General features: G+C 66.7%; 19 protein-coding genes. 10 read left to right on the top strand and 9 right to left on the bottom strand.

The window, feature by feature from the left end; translation table 11 throughout:
* Positions 1-9: 9 nt before the first annotated feature.
* Both FIU66_RS01650 and FIU66_RS01645 read right to left on the bottom strand, forming a co-directional pair.
* Entirely contained in the window at positions 10-741 is a 732-nt protein-coding gene (locus FIU66_RS01650) for a Crp/Fnr family transcriptional regulator (RefSeq protein ID WP_167621086.1), read from the bottom strand.
* A 110-nt stretch (positions 742-851) separates the two neighbouring features.
* A complete protein-coding gene (locus tag FIU66_RS01645; RefSeq protein ID WP_370528934.1) occupies positions 852-2,186 on the bottom strand; it encodes a FliI/YscN family ATPase in 1,335 nt (444 codons plus the stop codon).
* 85 nt (positions 2,187-2,271) lie between these two features.
* On the opposite strand from FIU66_RS01645, the gene FIU66_RS01640 reads away from it, so the two are divergent.
* From FIU66_RS01640 to FIU66_RS01595, 10 genes are all read left to right on the top strand, one after another.
* On the top strand, positions 2,272-2,658 hold the full coding sequence (locus FIU66_RS01640; protein ID WP_167621084.1) for a FlgB family protein: 387 nt from the start codon (positions 2,272-2,274) through the stop codon (positions 2,656-2,658).
* The gene (flgC, locus tag FIU66_RS01635; protein WP_167621083.1) at positions 2,658-3,050 is read left to right on the top strand and encodes a flagellar basal body rod protein FlgC; all 393 of its coding nucleotides are present in this window, start codon (positions 2,658-2,660) and stop codon (positions 3,048-3,050) included. The genes FIU66_RS01640 and flgC overlap by 1 nt, the downstream gene beginning before the upstream one ends.
* Positions 3,051-3,061: 11 nt before the next feature.
* Positions 3,062-3,346, top strand: coding sequence for a flagellar hook-basal body complex protein FliE (gene fliE / locus FIU66_RS01630; RefSeq protein ID WP_167621082.1), 285 nt, complete (start codon positions 3,062-3,064; stop codon positions 3,344-3,346).
* A 3-nt stretch (positions 3,347-3,349) separates the two neighbouring features.
* The gene (locus FIU66_RS01625; protein WP_167621081.1) at positions 3,350-3,616 is read left to right on the top strand and encodes a flagellar biosynthetic protein FliQ; all 267 of its coding nucleotides are present in this window, start codon (positions 3,350-3,352) and stop codon (positions 3,614-3,616) included.
* A gap of 3 nt (positions 3,617-3,619) precedes the next feature.
* Positions 3,620-4,336, top strand: coding sequence for a flagellar hook-basal body complex protein (locus FIU66_RS01620; RefSeq protein WP_167621080.1), 717 nt, complete (start codon positions 3,620-3,622; stop codon positions 4,334-4,336).
* Between the two features lie 11 nt (positions 4,337-4,347).
* A complete protein-coding gene (gene flgG / locus FIU66_RS01615) occupies positions 4,348-5,133 on the top strand; it encodes a flagellar basal-body rod protein FlgG (protein ID WP_167621079.1) in 786 nt (261 codons plus the stop codon).
* On the top strand, positions 5,133-5,546 hold the full coding sequence (flgA, locus tag FIU66_RS01610) for a flagellar basal body P-ring formation chaperone FlgA (protein WP_167621078.1): 414 nt from the start codon (positions 5,133-5,135) through the stop codon (positions 5,544-5,546). The genes flgG and flgA overlap by 1 nt, the downstream gene beginning before the upstream one ends.
* Before the next feature lie 9 nt (positions 5,547-5,555).
* On the top strand, positions 5,556-6,281 hold the full coding sequence (gene flgH, locus FIU66_RS01605) for a flagellar basal body L-ring protein FlgH (RefSeq protein WP_167621077.1): 726 nt from the start codon (positions 5,556-5,558) through the stop codon (positions 6,279-6,281).
* 8 nt (positions 6,282-6,289) lie between these two features.
* Positions 6,290-6,871: a hypothetical protein gene (locus tag FIU66_RS01600; RefSeq protein ID WP_167621076.1), complete on the top strand. Its 582-nt coding sequence runs from the start codon at positions 6,290-6,292 to the stop codon at positions 6,869-6,871.
* A gap of 61 nt (positions 6,872-6,932) precedes the next feature.
* Entirely contained in the window at positions 6,933-7,907 is a 975-nt protein-coding gene (locus FIU66_RS01595) for a glycosyltransferase (RefSeq protein WP_167621075.1), read from the top strand.
* Here FIU66_RS01595 and rfbA read toward each other — a convergent pair.
* From rfbA to flgK, 7 genes are all read right to left on the bottom strand, one after another.
* Complete coding sequence (rfbA, locus tag FIU66_RS01590) at positions 7,877-8,755, bottom strand: glucose-1-phosphate thymidylyltransferase RfbA (protein ID WP_167621074.1); 879 nt, start codon at positions 8,753-8,755, stop codon at positions 7,877-7,879. The two genes, FIU66_RS01595 and rfbA, sit on opposite strands and share 31 nt — an antisense overlap.
* Positions 8,752-9,609 carry a dTDP-4-dehydrorhamnose reductase gene (gene rfbD, locus FIU66_RS01585; protein WP_167621073.1) on the bottom strand — a complete coding sequence of 286 codons (858 nt, stop codon included), beginning with the start codon at positions 9,607-9,609 and terminating at the stop codon, positions 8,752-8,754. The genes rfbA and rfbD overlap by 4 nt, the downstream gene beginning before the upstream one ends.
* Positions 9,606-10,646 (bottom strand): dTDP-glucose 4,6-dehydratase, encoded by a 1,041-nt coding sequence (rfbB, locus tag FIU66_RS01580; RefSeq protein ID WP_167621072.1) that lies wholly within the window; start codon positions 10,644-10,646, stop codon positions 9,606-9,608. Before rfbB ends, rfbD begins: the two co-directional genes overlap by 4 nt.
* Positions 10,643-11,203, bottom strand: coding sequence for a dTDP-4-dehydrorhamnose 3,5-epimerase (gene rfbC / locus FIU66_RS01575; protein WP_167621071.1), 561 nt, complete (start codon positions 11,201-11,203; stop codon positions 10,643-10,645). Before rfbC ends, rfbB begins: the two co-directional genes overlap by 4 nt.
* A gap of 86 nt (positions 11,204-11,289) precedes the next feature.
* Complete coding sequence (locus tag FIU66_RS01570; protein ID WP_167623344.1) at positions 11,290-12,393, bottom strand: flagellar basal body P-ring protein FlgI; 1,104 nt, start codon at positions 12,391-12,393, stop codon at positions 11,290-11,292.
* Positions 12,390-13,400 (bottom strand): flagellin, encoded by a 1,011-nt coding sequence (locus tag FIU66_RS01565; RefSeq protein WP_167621070.1) that lies wholly within the window; start codon positions 13,398-13,400, stop codon positions 12,390-12,392. Before FIU66_RS01565 ends, FIU66_RS01570 begins: the two co-directional genes overlap by 4 nt.
* 2 nt (positions 13,401-13,402) lie before the next feature.
* Positions 13,403-14,857 (bottom strand): flagellar hook-associated protein FlgK, encoded by a 1,455-nt coding sequence (gene flgK, locus FIU66_RS01560; protein WP_167621069.1) that lies wholly within the window; start codon positions 14,855-14,857, stop codon positions 13,403-13,405.
* Positions 14,858-14,867 lie beyond the last annotated feature (10 nt).

Raw genomic sequence — 14,867 nt, 5'->3', positions numbered from 1 at the left:
GGCGATCGATCAGCGCCTGACGCGTTCCAGGTCCAGATAGGACGGGTCGAACCGCGCCAATGACGACAACCCCTTCCAGTCGGTGATGGTGATGTCCGATCCTGTCCAGCGGATCAACTGGCGATCCCGCAGATCGCGGACGGCCCGATTCACGTGGATCGGGGAATATCCCAGGATGTCGGCCAGTTCGCGTTGCAGCAGCGGCAGCTGGAACTGGCCATCCGACGCCGCGCCGACGGCATTCAGCCTCGTGTAGATCTCGCACAGGAGATGCGCCAGATGCGCGCTTGACCGCAGGGATGCGGCAGCCACCAGCCATTGCCGATGGATCGCCGAATCGATCAGCGTCGCCATCCACAAGAGCCTGCTCAGATGCGGGAAGTTCCGGGAAATCTCCAGCAATTCGGCGTGGTCGATGAACTCGACCTCGACCGGGCCGACGGCGATGATGGAATGATCCAGCTTCGACAGCACGAATGCGTGCAGGTCCACGAAATCGCCGGGCACCTGAAGGGCCGTGATGACCCGGTGATCCGGCCGCCCGACCAGCCGGTTCGACCGCGCCGAAATCCCGCGCAGCATCATGCAACTGCGCGACGGGACGCTGCCTGCCGGAACAATCACCTCTCCGGCAGCGAAGCTGGCATGTTCGGTCCGGATTGCCCTGAGCCGCGCCAGATCCTGGGGAGAGAGTTCGTCTCGCTGTTCAAGATAGCGGACAAAATACTCGGTGATCGCCAATTCCGTCCCCTTGCTAAGGCACGGGACAGTTGCAAATCGTGCTGCGCTACGCAATGGCCGACACCCCGGTCTAACATTCATTAAGCGAACTCAGCCGCTTGCGCGACAAGTCACCCCCGTCCGGTCTGGCGAGAGTGGCCCTGAACCCGCAACGAAGCCGCAAGTTCCTGAAAACTTTCAGCCACGCCCGGGGTGCGGCGGGTGACGAGATCGTCCAGCTGCGGGAACAGCTTGACCGCCTCGTCCAGCTTGGGATCGGCCCCTGGTGCATAAAGACCCGCGCGAATCATAAGCTCGGATTCCGCATAGGCGCCAAGTGCCGCCCGGGCCTTGGCAATCATCCGGTTCTCCTCCGCCGTGGCCGCATCGGGAAGTGACCGGGACACGGACCTGACCACGTCGATGGCCGGAAAGCGGCCGCGTTCCGCAATGGTGCGGTCCAGCACCACATGGCCGTCCAGCGTGCCGCGCAGGATGTCGGCCACCGGCTCCTCCATGTCGGACCCTGCAACAAGCACGCTGAAGATGCCGGTGATGTCGCCCGTCCCCTCCAACCCCGGACCCGAGCGCTCGGCAAGCGCCATGATCAGGTTGGAAACCGAGGGCGGAAAGCCCCGATAGCTGGGCGGCTCGCCCGCTGCCAAAGCAATCTCGCGGTGCGCCTCGGCAAAGCGGGTGATCGAATCGGCCAGGAACAGGACATGGCGCCCCTGGTCGCGGAAATGCTCGGCCACGGCCATCGCGGCCCAGGCGCAGCGCCGCCGGATCAACGGCGAGCGGTCGGATGTCGCGGCCACGATCACCGACCGGGCCATGCCGTCCGGCCCCAGGGTCTTCTCGACGAACTCGCGCAGCTCGCGCCCGCGTTCGCCGATCATGGCAATGACCACGACATCAGCCTGAACGCCCTTGGCAAGACCCGACAGCAGCGTGGACTTTCCCACGCCCGATCCCGCGAAAAGCCCGATCCGCTGGCCCTTCACCAAGGGCAGAAGCGTATCGAAGACCGCAAACCCCGTGGGCAGCCGCGCGCCCAGACGCTTGCGGCGCACGGCGGGCGGGGCCTCGCGGCGGAAGGGCAGCGGCGCCAGCCCCGACGGCAGCGGGCGGCCATCCAGGGGCTGGCCCAGCGGGTCGATGATTCGGCCGATCCAGGCGTCGGATGGGGCGATGGTGGGCACGAACAGCAACTCGGCCTCGGCCCCCACTGACAGCCCTTCGGCATCGCCCTCGGGCAGCACATCCGCATGGCGCGGCGCAAGCCCGACAATTTCGCCCGCGACCTGGCCCTTTTGCAGCGAAATCAGCACCCTGTCTCCGACCGAGGCATGGCTGTTCAGCCCCTCGACCCGGATCAACCCCGCCTGCATCGAATGCACCCGGCCAAAGTGGCGCGTCATGCGCAGATCGCCGATCCGTGCCGCGATCGAAGTCAGGTGATCCATGTCCGCCATCCGTTTTTTCCAGCCGCAAACGGTTTCTAAACGAATCGGGGTTAAGACCGGGTTATCGCCAATGAGGAGAAGCCTCATGTTTGAAAAGATCGAAATGATGCGCATGGCCCGTGCCCTGGGTGCCCATGCCAGCCAGCGGCACCTTGTCGTGGCCCGCAACATCGCCAATGCCGATACGCCCGGCTTCAAGGCAGCCGACACGGCCAGCTTTGCCGACAGCTACCGCAGCGCGGAAACCACCCCGCTGCGGACCACCAATGCGCGCCACCTGGCCCTTCCCGAATGGTCGCCCGTCATCCGTCAGACGGCCGACGAAACCGGCGTCTCGCCCAACGGCAACTCGGTCTCGCTGGAGGAGGAGATGCTGAAGGCGGCCGAGGTGAAGCGCGGCCATGACCTGTCGCTGGGCATCTACAGTTCTGCGCTGGACCTGATGCGCACCAGCATCGGGCGGAGGGTGTGATGGATCGTCCCGTTTCCGCCCTGCACCTGGCCGCCTCCGGGATGCGCGCGCAAAGCGAACGCCTGCGCCACACGGCCGAGAACATCGCCAATGCAGACACGCCCGGCTACCGCCGCAAGCTGGTCACCTTCGAGGAGGCCGTCCGCTTCGGCCGCCCCAGCGGAGAGGTCGAGGCATCGAAGGTGCGGCTGGACCAGGGCGAGCTGCCGCGCCTTTACGACCCCTCGCATCCCCTGGCGGACGAGGACGGCTATTACCTGGGCTCCAACGTGGATCTGGTGATCGAGATCGCCGATTCGCGCGAGGCGGGCCGCAGCTATGAAGCCAACCTGAAAATGTTCGAGCAGACGCGCCAGATGGGCGCGTCCCTTCTGGAACTTCTGCGCCGCTAGAAAGGTCGCCCATGTTCACCAGTTTGAATGCAGCCACTGCCTATTCCGCCGCCCGCACCGCCGTGGCACCCGGCCAGCCCGGCCCGGCCGTCCAGGCCCTTTCCAACGCGGCCGAGGATTTCGCAGCCCAGATGGGCAAGGTGGATCAGGTCGCGACCGGCGCCATGACCGGCCAGGTGGAAACACACCGCCTGGTCCAGACCATCGCCGAGGCCGAAATGGCGATGGAGACCGTGGTCGCCATCCGCGACAAGGTCGTCGAGGCCTATCAGGAAATCCTGCGGATGCCGGTGTGATCCATGGATGAAACGCTGCTGTTCGACATGCTGCGCCAGGCGCTGCTGATCTCGGTCCGCATTTCCGCGCCGATGCTGGCGGTGGCGCTGATCGCGGGCGTCGTGATCGGCCTGTTCCAGGCGCTGACCTCGGTCCAGGAAATGACGCTGACCTTTGTGCCCAAGGTCGGGCTGATGCTTGGGGTCTTCTGGGTCTCGATGAGCTTCATGACCACCGCCCTGTCCGATTTCTATCTGGGGCAGATCATCCCCCTGATCGCGGGAAGCTGACCCATGGACAACGCGATCTACGCGACGCTGACCCGCCAGGCCGGGCTGATGGCCGAGATGCGGGTGGTGGCCAACAACATCGCCAACGCGAACACCACCGGCTTTCGCCGGGAAGGGGTGATCTTCGCCGAGCATCTGTCGGCGCTGGACCGCAGGGGCGACACGCTGTCGATGGCCCATGCCCGCGGCCGCACGCTGGATCTGGACCAGGGCGTGCTAACCCAGACAAACGGAAACTATGACCTTGCCATCGAAGGCGAGGGCTTCTTCCTGGTCGAAACCCCGGACGGCAACCGCCTGACCCGCGCCGGGGCCTTCCTGCCCTCGGCCGAAGGCGAATTGATGACCGCCGACGGCTTTCGCCTGCTGGACGAAGGGATGGCGCCCATCGTGGTCCCGGCGGGCGCCAGTGGCGTCGCAGTGGGCGCGGACGGCACCATGTCCGCGAATGGCGTGGCCTTCGGCAAGATCGGCATCTTCACCGCCCCCCAGGACGCGCAACTGACCCACAAGGGCGGCACCGCCTTCACCATCGACCAGCAGCCAGAGCCTGTCGATGACGCCCGCATCCGCCAGGGTTTCCTCGAGGAATCGAATGTCGATTCCGTCTTCGAGATCACCCGCATGATCGAGGTCCAGCGCGCCTACGAACTGGGCCAATCCTTCCTTGACCGCGAAGATCAGCGCATCCGCAGCGCGATCTCCGGCATGACCCGCTGAAAGGACCAGCCATGAGAGCCCTGCAGATCGCCGCCACCGGCATGAGCGCGCAGCAGACCCGGGTCGAGGTCATCTCGAACAACCTCGCCAACATGTCCACCACCGGCTATAACGCCCGCCGCGCGGAATTCGCGGACCTGCATTACCAGCAGGCAACCCGCCCCGGCACCGTGACCGCCGCCGACGGCACCGTCATCCCCGCCGGCGTCCAGCTGGGCCTGGGGGTGCGGCCCACGGCCGTCAGCATCAACCTGCAGCAGGGTGCGCTGACCCAGACCGGGGGCGACCTGGATCTGGCCATCGACGGCGACGGCTATATCGAGGTGACGCTGCCCTCGGGCATCTCGGCCTATACGCGCGACGGCGGGCTGAAACGCTCGCCCGACGGGTTGATCGTGACCTCGGACGGCTATGCGGTCGCACCGGGCATCACCATCCCGGACGATGCACGCTCGATCTCGATCAATGCGGCGGGAGAAGTCTTCGCCTATTTCAGCGACCAGGTCGAACCGGAACTGCTGGGGCAGCTGACCCTTGCGGGCTTTTCCAACGAAAAGGGGCTCGAGGCTATCGGATCGAACCTGTTCCTGGAAACCGCGGCATCCGGCACGCCGCAGGTGACCACGCCAGGCCAGGAAGGCCTGGGCACGCTGCGGCAGGGTTACCTTGAGGATAGCTCGGTCGATTCCGTGCGCGAGATCACCGAGCTGATCAAGGCGCAGCGCGGATACGAGCTGAACGCCAAGGTCATCACCGCCGCCGACCAGATGCTGGCGGCCACCACGCAGGTGCGCTGATGCGGTGGCTGGTCCTTCTTCTGGCCCTGGCGCCCCTGCCCGCATCCGCAGCGGTTCTGGCGGCAGCGCGGACCCTTCCCGCGGGCACCATCATCACCCCGGCCGACATCCGCGCCATCGACGGCGACCGGCCGGGCCTGTCCGATCCCTCGCAGGCGATCGGGTTGCAGACCCGCATCACGATCCACGAAGGCCGCCCGTTGCAGGCGTCGTTGCTGCAAGCGCCCAAGCTGATCGCGCGCAACCAGATGCATCCCTTGGTCTTCCAGCGGGGCAGCCTGCGCATCGTCACCACCGCGCGGACCTTGGCGGACGGCGCGGCGGGCGATGTGATCCGCGTCATGAACCTCGAATCCCGCGCCACGATCAGCGCCGTCGTCCAGCCGGACGGCAGCCTTGTGGCGATGAAGTAAGGACCACCGATGAATCCCATTCCCCTTCTCTGCCTTGTCCTTGCCGCGTCGGCCTGCGCGCGGGCCGATCACATGGGCAAGCCGCCCAGCCTGACCTCTCCGCGCAACAGCGAGGAGTTCATCGCCATGACCAATCCGCCACTGGAGATCCCGGTGGATTCGGGCCGACCCGAGGCCGCGGCGTCGCTGTGGGCCGGAACCACCTCGTCCCTGATCAGCGACAGGCGGGCGGCAACGCGTGGCGACATCCTGACGGTGGTGATCGAGATCGACGACGAGGCGCAGATGACCAACACCTCGGGGCGCAGCCGCCAGTCGGGCGAAAGCGTCTCGATCCCGCAGATGATCGGCATCCCGCAGCGCCTGAACCGGGAACTGCCCGATGGCGCCAGCTTCGACAACCTGGCCGAGGCCGAATCGTCGTCGACCTACAAGGGCAGCGGCAACATCACCCGGCGCGACAAGCTGACCCTGCGGGTCGCTGCCACCGTCATCGACACGTTGCCCAACGGCACCCTGCAGATCGAAGGCACGCAAGAGGTGCGCGTGAATTATGAACTGCGCGAACTGACCGTCAGCGGCTTTGTCCGCCCCGCCGACATCGACCGCAGCAACGAGATCGCCTATGACCGCATCGCAGGCGCGCGCATCAGCTATGGCGGGCGCGGGCAGATCACCGATGTGCAGCAACCCCGCTTCGGCCAGCAGATCGCCGACGTGATCCTGCCCTACTGAGGTCGTTCATGAAGAAGTTCCTGCCGATGCTGATCCCGGTCGTGGCGCTGGCCGGGGGGGTCGCCGCCGGCGACATGCTGCGTCCCGCGCCCCAAGCGGCCGACCATGCCGCCCAATCCCCCGTGGATGACGGGCACGGCGCCGCAAAAGCCGAAGATCATGGCGCCGAAGGCTCCTCGGACCATGCCGCGCCCGCCGCGGCAGAAGGCCACGTGGCTGCCGGGGATCATGGCGGTGGCGACGGACATGGCGATGCCCCGGTTTCCGCGGAAGGCTGGTTCACCTTCCCGACTCAGTTCTTCGTGCCCCTGATGCGCAATGGCGACATGGGCGCGGTGATGATCCTGACCCTGACGATCGAGACGGGCGGCGCCGAGCTTGCCGCGATGAAGCAGCAGGAACATCGCCTGCGGGATGCACTGCTGCGCGAGCTGCTGATCCACGCCAATACCGGCGGCTTCGACGGCAATTTCACCGCCGAGGCCCGGCTGGCACCCTTGCGGGAACGTCTGCAAAAGGCAGCCCAGGCCGCCACCAGCCTGCCGGTCAAGGCCATCCTGATCGAGGATATCGCACGCCAGGCGGGCTGATGGTTGCATCCTCAGGGGCGGCAGGGCAGAAACCGGCCCTGCCCATTCCAAGGACATGCCGGTGGACCGCCAGACCCGAACCGATCCCGACGCGCCCGTGACGATCCTGCTGGCCAGCTATCGCGGCGCGCGGTTCATCGGCGCGCAATTGGACAGCATCGCGGCGCAGACTCACCGGGACTGGCAGCTGATCGTGTCGGACGACGGATCGGATGACGGGACGCCGAAGATCATCGCGGATTTCGCGGCGTCACGTCCTGCCGGCCAGGTCCGGATCGTTCGCGGCCCCAGCCGAGGGGCGACGCAGAACTTCCTGCATCTGCTGTCGATCGCGCCCGATGGCCCAATCGCCTTCTCTGATCAGGACGATGTCTGGTTCCCCGACAAGCTGGCCCGCGCCCTGGCCGCGCTGTCTCATCACCAAGGCGCTGCGCATTACGCCGCGCGCACCGTGATCGCCGACCATGACCTGCGGCCCTTGGCCCCATCGCGGCATTTCCGCCGCCCCCTCGGTTTCCGGAACGCCCTGGTTCAGGCGATCATGGCGGGCAATACATCGGTCTTCAATGCCCCGGCGGCCGCGATCCTGCGCCGCTGCGTGGGCCCTGCGCAGCAGCACGACCTTGAGGCGCATGACTGGTGGGCCTATCAGGTCACCGCAGGTGCGGGTGCTGCACTGATCCATGACGCAGTCCCGGCCCTGCTTTATCGCCAGCACCCCCAAAGCGTCATGGGGCGCAACGATACTGTCAAGGCCTTGTCGCAACGCGTCGGGATGCTGCTGGCCGGAGAGTACGGCGCCTGGCTTGCGGCCAATCACGCTGCCCTGCAGGTCGTCCGATCGGAACTCCTGCCGGAGAACCGGCGGATCCTGGATAGGTTCGGGGCACTGCTGCAAAGACCGGGGCCGGTCGCGGCAAAGGAATTGGCCCGTCTTGGGATTTACCGTCAGACGGGGACGGGAACTGCTGCCTTGTATGCGGCGGCGCTTGCGGGACGGCTGCGTCAGTGCGGGCCCAGCAGCCCCATCAGGTAGCGGCCATAGGCGTTCTTGGAGAAGCGTTGCGCTTGTTCGCGCAGGGCGTCCTCGGTGATCCAGCCGGCCTCGAAGGCGATCTCCTCGGGGCAGCCGGTTTGCAGGCCCTGGCGCTTTTCCAGGGTGCGCACGAAGTTGCCGGCATCCAGAAGGCTGCCATGGGTGCCGGTGTCCAGCCAGGCAAAGCCGCGGCCCATCTTTTCCACCGTCAGGCTGCCGTCATGGAGATAGCTTTCCAGAAGCGTGGTGATCTCCAGCTCCCCCCTTTCAGAGGGCTGGACCTGGCGCGCGCGCTCGGGCGCGGTGCCGTCCAGGAAGTAAAGCCCCGTCACGGCAAAGTTCGAGGGCGGCAGGTCCGGCTTCTCGATGATCGCCCGCACCCGGCCGTCGCTCTGGAAATCCACCACCCCATAGCGTTCCGGATCGGCCACGCGATAGCCGAAGACCGTGCCGCCGCTGTCACGCCCGCCTGCCGCCTTCAGCAGTTCGGGCAACCCGTGGCCGAAGAAGATGTTGTCGCCCAGCACCATGGCCGAGGGCGCGCCGGCCAGGAAATCCTCGGCCAGGATATAGGCCTGGGCCAGCCCGTCGGGGGAAGGCTGGATGATCCATTCGAACCGCAGCCCCCATTGCTCGCCGCTGCCCAGAAGCCGCTGGAACTGGGCCTGGTCCTCGGGGGTGGTGATGATCGCGATCTCGCGGATGCCGGCCAGCATCAGCACGCTGATCGGATAGTAGATCATCGGCTTGTCATAAAGCGGCAAAAGCTGCTTCGACACGCCCATCGTGATCGGATAAAGGCGCGTCCCCGAGCCGCCTGCCAGAATGATGCCCTTGCGCGTCGTCATGTCGGATATCCCAGTTGCTTCAAGACCCGGTCCAGATCGGCCTGCCAGTCGGGCCGGGCAATGCGGAAGTCGCGCCCGATGCGCGCGCAATCCAGCCGCGAGTTCGCGGGGCGCCGCGCGGGCGTCGGATAATCGCTGCTGGGGATGTCGCGCACCCGGCAGGACAGCCTGGCGCGGGCGAAGATGGCGCGGGCGAAATCGGCCCAGCTGACATCGGGGGCGCCCGCGAAATGGTAAAGCCCACCCTTGGCAGGATCGGCCAGCATCTGCCGCGCCATCTCCAGCAGGGCCTGGGCGATCCGGCCGGCTTCGGTCGGTCCGCCGACCTGGTCGGCCACCACCGTGATCTCGTCGCGCTCGGCGCCGAGCCGCAGCATGGTCTTGACGAAGTTTGCGCCATCCGCGGAAAACACCCAGGACGTGCGCATGACCGCCCACTGCCCGCCGGCTGCCGCCACCTGTTCCTCGCCCGCAAGCTTGGTCCGGCCGTAAACGCCAAGCGGCGCCGTGGGCGCATCCTCGCCCCGCGCCTGCTCGCCCGAGCCGTCGAAGACATAGTCCGTCGACACATGCAGGAAGGGGATGCCCCCTTCCGCCGCCGCCCGGGCAATGGCGCCGGGGGCGGTGGCGTTCAGCACCAGGGCGGCCTCGATCTCGGTCTCGGCCCGGTCAACGGCCGTATGGGCCGAAGCATTGATGATCGCGGTCGGGCGCAGGTCGCGGATCCTTGCCGCCACCGCCTGCGGATCGGACAGATCGGCCTCGGCGCGGCCCCAGAAGGTCGCGTCGGGAACAAGCCGTGCCAAGGCTTGGGCCAGTTGGCCAGACTTGCCGAGTACCAGAAGCCCGGTCATCCTGTCCGACCCAGCCTCTGGCCCACGCCGTCGCGCGACAAAAGCGGCTGCCACCAGTCGCGGTTGCCCATATACCATTCGACGGTCCGGCGCAGCCCTTCCTCGACCGTGACCGAGGGCCGCCAGCCCAGCTCGTCCCGGATACGGGCCGGGTCGATCGCATAGCGGCGGTCATGGCCGGGGCGGTCGGTCACGAAGGTGATCAGGTCCGCGTGCGGCGCGCCTTCGGGATGCAGGTTGTCCATATGGGCACAGATGGTGCGAACCAGGTCGATGTTCGTGGCCTCGTTCTCGCCGCCGATATTGTAGCTGCGGCCGATCTGGCCCTTCTCGACCACCAGCAGCAAGGCATCGGCATGATCCTCGACGTAAAGCCAGTCGCGCACGTTGCCGCCATCGCCATAAACGGGGATCGGCTGGCCCGCCAGGGCCTTGAGGATGACGACCGGGACCAGCTTCTCGGGGAAGTGGTAGGGGCCGTAGTTGTTCGAGCAGTTGGTCAGCACGACCGGCAGGCCATAGGTCTCGTGCCAGGCGCGCACCAGATGGTCGGACCCGGCCTTGCTGGCGGAATAAGGGCTGCGCGGGTCGTAGGGGGTGGTTTCCGTGAACTGCCCCGTCTCGCCCAACGATCCGAACACCTCGTCGGTCGAGATGTGGTGGAAGCGGAAGCCTTCCGGCCGGCCTTGGGCCGTCCAATAGTGGCGCGACGCTTCCAGCATGTTGAAGGTGCCGATCACGTTGGTCTCGACAAAGGCACCGGGGCCGTCGATGGATCGGTCGACATGGCTTTCGGCGGCCAGGTGCATCACTGCGTCGGGGCGATGGGCGGCGAAGACGCGGTCCAGGGCCGCGCGGTCGCGGATGTCGACATGCTCGAAGGTGTAAAGCGGGCTGGCCGCCGCATCCGCCACATTGGCGGGATTGGCGGCATAGGTCAGCGCATCGACATTGACCACCTCGTGCCCGCGCGACACCGCAAGCCGGACCACGGCCGAGCCGATAAAGCCCGCGCCGCCCGTGACAAGGATCCTCATGCCGCCACCATGTGGTCAAACGGGGATCGCCAATCCGCAAAGGCCGGGGCGTCGCGGTCCTTGTCGGACAGCAAGGGATCGCTGACGTCCCAGTCGATCCCAAGGCTGTCCCACCGGACCGCGCCGTCGCTGGCACGGTCGTAATGCGCGGTGCATTTGTAGACGATCTCGGTGTCGGGCTGGGTCGTGACAAAGCCGTGCAGGAAGCCCGCGGGGATCCACAGCTGCCGGCCGTTCTCGAAGGAAAGTTCGACCGAAACCCATTGGCCATAGGTCGGGCTGCCCAAGCGCGCGTCCACCGCCACGTCCAGAAGCGCGCCGCGCCCGCAGCGCACCAGCTTGCCCTGCGCGAAAGGAGGCGCCTGGTAGTGAAGTCCCCGCACCGTCCCCGCCCGGCGCGACAGCGAATGGTTGTCCTGCACGAAGTCCGGCAGGTTCACGCCAGCTTCGGACAAGGTCCTGCGGTTCCAGCTTTCCGAGAAAAAACCCCGCTCGTCCCCGAAACGGGCAGGCGTCAGGATCAAAACATCGGAAAGGAAGGTGGTCTCTATCTGCATTCAATCAACCCGAGGCGCAGGATTTCGCCCCTGGTCTATGCGATGAAAAGGGCAGTGTCACTTGCCCCGGCGAAAAAACCGTGCCGTCATTCGATGACCAGATCCGCGTGCAGCGCACCTGCCGCATGGATCGACTTCAGGATGTCGATCATCTCGCGCGGCCTGACGCCCAGGGCGTTCAGCCCCTCGACCAGATCGCTGAGCGAGGTTTCCCCTGCCACTTCGGCAAAGCCAATGCCGGGTTCGTTGCGCAATTCGGCGACCGTGCGGGGAACCGTGACGGTTTCGCCCCGGGCGAAAGGATTGGGCTGCGACACCATCGGTGCCTCGCTGACACTGAGGGTGAGCGCCCCCTGCGATACCGCAACCCGCGAGATACGCACCCTTTCCCCGATCACGATCGTGCCGGACTTGTGGTCGATGACCACCTTGGCCCGATCCTCGGGCTCGACCGTCAGGTTCTCGATGCGGCCGAGAACGCGTGCGGGGTTGACATCGCCAAGCTGGCGGAACTCAACAAGAACTGTTCCGCTGTCCTGGGTTATCGCCACGCGACGGTCGAAGTCGCGGTTGATGGCGTCCTCGATCCGGGTGGCGGTGGTGAAGTCGGCATTGCGGAGGGCCACGCGGATGTTCTGGATGCTGGCAAAGTCGAACTCGACCTCCCGCTCGACCCGGGCGCCGACGGGAATTTTGCCCGCGGTCGGCACGCCCTCGACCACGCGGGCCGCTTCACCCTCGACCGCAGCGCCGCTGGCGATGATCGAGCCTTGCGCGACGGCGTAGATATTGCCGTCGGCTGCCTTCAAGGGTGTCATGACCAGGGTTCCCCCCAGCAGGCTTTTCGCATCGCCGATCGTGGCCACGTTGACATCGATGCGGCTGCCGGACCGTGCAAAGGGGGGCAGCGTCGCCGTGACCACCACGGCCGCGACATTGCGCGACCTCAATGCCTCGTCCGTGACGTTGACGCCCAGTCGTTCCAGAAGGCCCGCCAGCAGTTCCTCGGTGAAGGGGGCATTGCGGAAGCCATCGCCGGTGCCGTCCAGGCCGACGACAAGGCCGTAGCCGACCAAATCATTGCCCCGCACGCCGTCGAAATCTGCCAGATCCTTGATGCGGACAGGCGCTGCCACCGTTGCCAATGGCAAAAGGGCAGCAAGGATCACCAGCATCAGGCGCCGCATCAGATATAATCCGCCAGCTTGAGCTGCGACAGCCGCCCGATCACGGAATAAAGCGATTGGAGCTTTGTTTCAGCTTCGGAAATGGCGGCGGATGTCGCGAAGGGATCAGCCTCGCGCATCTGGTTGCGGGCGGTCTGCAACGTAGCGGATGCGGCGCTGCCTTCAGTGCGGGCAGTCTCGATGACCTGCTGGGCATAGCCCACCCGCGACATCTCGACCGCCAAGGCCGGAGAATTGTCGAGCAGCGCCTTGCCGGCGCCCTGCAAAAGCGCCCGCGCCTCGATCCCGCTGCCGGCCAATGCGCCCCGGTCGACCATCGCCGCCGTGGCCAGCCCCTTCAGACTGTCCCGGACGGCGGGCGTCAGCGGGGTCGTGGACAGCGAGACCGTTGTTCCCTCTCCGATCGGCATCGGCTGGCCGCCGGGGCCGCCGTGGTAAGCAAGATCAACGAAGCCGCCCATCCCCGGCGGCGCATCAAACCAGTCCGACACGGCCGCTGCCACGCCGGCGGCGGTCGTCAGCCCCGCCACCTCGGCCGTCAGGGCGGAAAGAATGGCATCGGCCGATGACAGCGGCTGGGTGTCGCTGTTTGTGCCCGAAAACAGGAAGCGCTGGCCCACGGCGCCGTTCAGGTGCCCGATGACGGTCTGCAGCGCCGATGCGGCCTGGGCCGAACGCGCGACGACCAAACCCTCGGTCACGGCCCCAGGCTCGATAAAGAGGCCGCGGCCCATGTCCTCGGTCAGGGAATGGATGGAGGTAAGGGCATCCTGCATCCCCCTCGCGTGGCTGGCGGCCTCGGCCGCGCTGCGCCCGAACTGCGCGAGCATCGAAATCCGCGCCTCGATCCCTGCCAGATCCTGGGTGTTGCCCTGCAGCCGGGCACCCAGATCCGCAACCTCTCCGCTGGCCAGTTCGGCGGTCAGGGTGGCCATGGTGGTCTTGATCCGGCTGGATGCCGACTGAAGGGCAAAGGCCCGCGCCTGATCCCCGATGGATTGCACTGTCATCGTCATATCCCCAGTATCTGATCCATCATCGTCTGGATCGCCTGAATGACCCGCGCATTGGCGGCATAAGCCTGTTCGTATTGCAGCAGGCGCTGCATTTCGGCATCGCTATCGACCCCGTCGGCCGCGAGCCGCGACCAGATCGTGTCGGCCTGGCCGTTGCGGACCGCAGCCTCGGACTGCGCGTTGACCCGGACCGTCGAGACCTGCGCTTCGACGCGGCCCAGGCGGTCGGCCAGCGAGGCCTTGCCGCTGAAGCCGCTGCCCGGCGGGGCGGGGGTCGCCCGCTCAAGCGCCTCGGACATTGCGATCAGGAGGCCTGATTCCCCGACCGGCCCCTCGCTTCCTGCTTCCAGTCCCGATCGCAGGCGCCAGGCCTTGCCGCCCGATGCCTCGACCACCGCGTCGTTCAGGGCGATCCGGCCGGCAAGGCCTTGCTTGGCGCCCGGATCGGCGCGAAGGCCGCCATCGGTGAACAACCCGGCCGAGGTCGGGGAAAGCGTTCCGTCAACCGCCGGATCGGCCAGCCGTTCGTGAAGGTCAAAGGCCAGGTCGTCCAGCGAGGCCTGAACCTCGGATGCCAATTCATCGCGGACGGCGAAATGCGCCGACAGCGATCCGCCCGCAAAAAGCCGCATCTGCGACTTGGTCAATTCGGCGCCGTTCTGCGTCAAGAGCGCCAGACCCGAACCCACCGACTGGCCCGCTGTCACCTGCCCAGCGGCCGCGAAGGAAAGCTCCGTCGGGACGCTGCCGTCCAGCAGGACGGCCCCCTGGGACGTGAACAAGGCCACGGCGCCGGCTGGCCGGGTCACCTCTTGCACAGGCACGATCTTCGAGATGTCGCTGATGATCGCCTGCCGCTGGTCCATCAGCGCCGAGGGATCCGAGCCATCGGCCTCCAGCACGGCGATGCGGCGGTTCAGATGCGCGACCTCGGCCAGCGACTTGTTCAGTGTCGCAACGTCCCGGGCGATCCCCTGGTCGGCTGCGCCGCGGGCGGCCTGAACCTGGGTCGAGGCCGCGTTCAGCCGGTCCGCCAGTGCCTTCGCCTTGTCCGCCACCTGCGTCAGCCGGATGCCGTCGTCCGGGCGGCTGGCAGCCGAGGACAGCGCCGTCCGGAAGTCGCTTAGCGCCGCACCGAGGCTGCCTGCACTGCCGGCAATGCCGATCTGATCCTCGACCTGCTTGGCGAAGGCCAGTCGGGTCGCCGCCTCGGCCCTTGCCCCTTCGGCCAGGCGCGACTCGGACAGCACGCTTGCATTGACCGCGCGGGCGATGCCATCGACGCGCACCCCGCCGGCGTTGCCGCCCGCAGTCTGGGCGCTGACCACCATGTCCCGCCGGGCATATCCGGGGGTCGAGGCATTGGCCAGGTTCGCGGCAACGGTTTCGGTGCCGCGTGCCGTGGCCGTCAGCCCCGACATGGCGTTTCCCAAGGCGCGCGCAATGCTCATGTCACCAGCC

This window comes from Paracoccus sp. AK26 (assembly GCF_011801365.1).
GTDB classification, from domain to species: domain Bacteria; phylum Pseudomonadota; class Alphaproteobacteria; order Rhodobacterales; family Rhodobacteraceae; genus Paracoccus; species Paracoccus aerius.
The sequence above is the reverse complement of the archived record's forward strand: the minus strand, read 5'-3'. Positions and strand labels throughout refer to the sequence as shown.

Excerpts from the sequence above, each read along its gene's own strand:
- FIU66_RS01645 (WP_370528934.1), bottom strand. The coding sequence starts at position 2,186 with ATGGATCACCTGACTTCGATCGCGGCACGGATCGGCGATCTGCGCATG.
- flgA (WP_167621078.1), top strand. The coding sequence starts at position 5,133 with ATGCGGTGGCTGGTCCTTCTTCTGGCCCTGGCGCCCCTGCCCGCATCC.
- FIU66_RS01600 (WP_167621076.1), top strand. The coding sequence starts at position 6,290 with ATGAAGAAGTTCCTGCCGATGCTGATCCCGGTCGTGGCGCTGGCCGGG.
- FIU66_RS01620 (WP_167621080.1), top strand. The coding sequence starts at position 3,620 with ATGGACAACGCGATCTACGCGACGCTGACCCGCCAGGCCGGGCTGATG.
- rfbB (WP_167621072.1), bottom strand. The coding sequence starts at position 10,646 with ATGAGGATCCTTGTCACGGGCGGCGCGGGCTTTATCGGCTCGGCCGTG.
- rfbC (WP_167621071.1), bottom strand. The coding sequence starts at position 11,203 with ATGCAGATAGAGACCACCTTCCTTTCCGATGTTTTGATCCTGACGCCT.
- flgC (WP_167621083.1), top strand. The coding sequence starts at position 2,658 with ATGGATCGTCCCGTTTCCGCCCTGCACCTGGCCGCCTCCGGGATGCGC.
- flgK (WP_167621069.1), bottom strand. The coding sequence starts at position 14,857 with ATGAGCATTGCGCGCGCCTTGGGAAACGCCATGTCGGGGCTGACGGCC.
- FIU66_RS01640 (WP_167621084.1), top strand. The coding sequence starts at position 2,272 with ATGTTTGAAAAGATCGAAATGATGCGCATGGCCCGTGCCCTGGGTGCC.
- flgG (WP_167621079.1), top strand. The coding sequence starts at position 4,348 with ATGAGAGCCCTGCAGATCGCCGCCACCGGCATGAGCGCGCAGCAGACC.
- FIU66_RS01625 (WP_167621081.1), top strand. The coding sequence starts at position 3,350 with ATGGATGAAACGCTGCTGTTCGACATGCTGCGCCAGGCGCTGCTGATC.
- rfbD (WP_167621073.1), bottom strand. The coding sequence starts at position 9,609 with ATGACCGGGCTTCTGGTACTCGGCAAGTCTGGCCAACTGGCCCAAGCC.
- rfbA (WP_167621074.1), bottom strand. The coding sequence starts at position 8,755 with ATGACGACGCGCAAGGGCATCATTCTGGCAGGCGGCTCGGGGACGCGC.
- flgH (WP_167621077.1), top strand. The coding sequence starts at position 5,556 with ATGAATCCCATTCCCCTTCTCTGCCTTGTCCTTGCCGCGTCGGCCTGC.
- FIU66_RS01565 (WP_167621070.1), bottom strand. The coding sequence starts at position 13,400 with ATGACAGTGCAATCCATCGGGGATCAGGCGCGGGCCTTTGCCCTTCAG.
- fliE (WP_167621082.1), top strand. The coding sequence starts at position 3,062 with ATGTTCACCAGTTTGAATGCAGCCACTGCCTATTCCGCCGCCCGCACC.